Genomic DNA, 391 nt, shown 5'->3' with positions numbered 1-391 from the left:
CCCCCCCCCCCCCCCCCCCCCCCCCCCCCCCCCCCCCCCCCCCCCCCCCCCCCCCCCCCCCCCCCCCTGTTTTTTTTTTTTTTTTTTTGTTTTTATTTTTTTTTTTTTTTTTTTTTTTTTTTTTTTTTTTTTTTTTTGTTTTTGGGTTGGGGGGGGGGGGTGTGTTGGGGTGTGGGGGGGTGGTGGGGGTGGGGGTTGTGGGGGTTTGTTAGGGGGCGGGTGGAGGAGTGCACTTAAAAATAAATAAAAAAAAAAAAAAAAAGAAAAAAAAAAAAAAAAAAAAAAAAAAAAAAAAAAAAAAAAAAAAAAAAAAAAAAAAAAAAAAAAATAAAGAAATGTAGAGAGGGTTGGGGATGGTGGGGGTGGGTGTGTGTGGGGGGGGGGGGGGCTG

Annotated in this window: 1 protein-coding gene; it reads left to right on the top strand. The window is 45.0% G+C overall.

Annotated elements, in window-relative coordinates; genetic code table 11:
- Positions 1-212, top strand: a 212-nt coding sequence (locus tag PUR71_RS40915) for a hypothetical protein (RefSeq protein ID WP_329924380.1), incomplete at its 5' end; no start/stop codon positions are given.
- Positions 213-391 lie beyond the last annotated feature (179 nt).

Source organism: Streptomyces sp. SP17BM10, assembly GCF_036322405.1.
Lineage (GTDB): Bacteria > Actinomycetota > Actinomycetes > Streptomycetales > Streptomycetaceae > Kitasatospora.
This window is presented reverse-complemented; position numbering and strand designations above follow the sequence as displayed.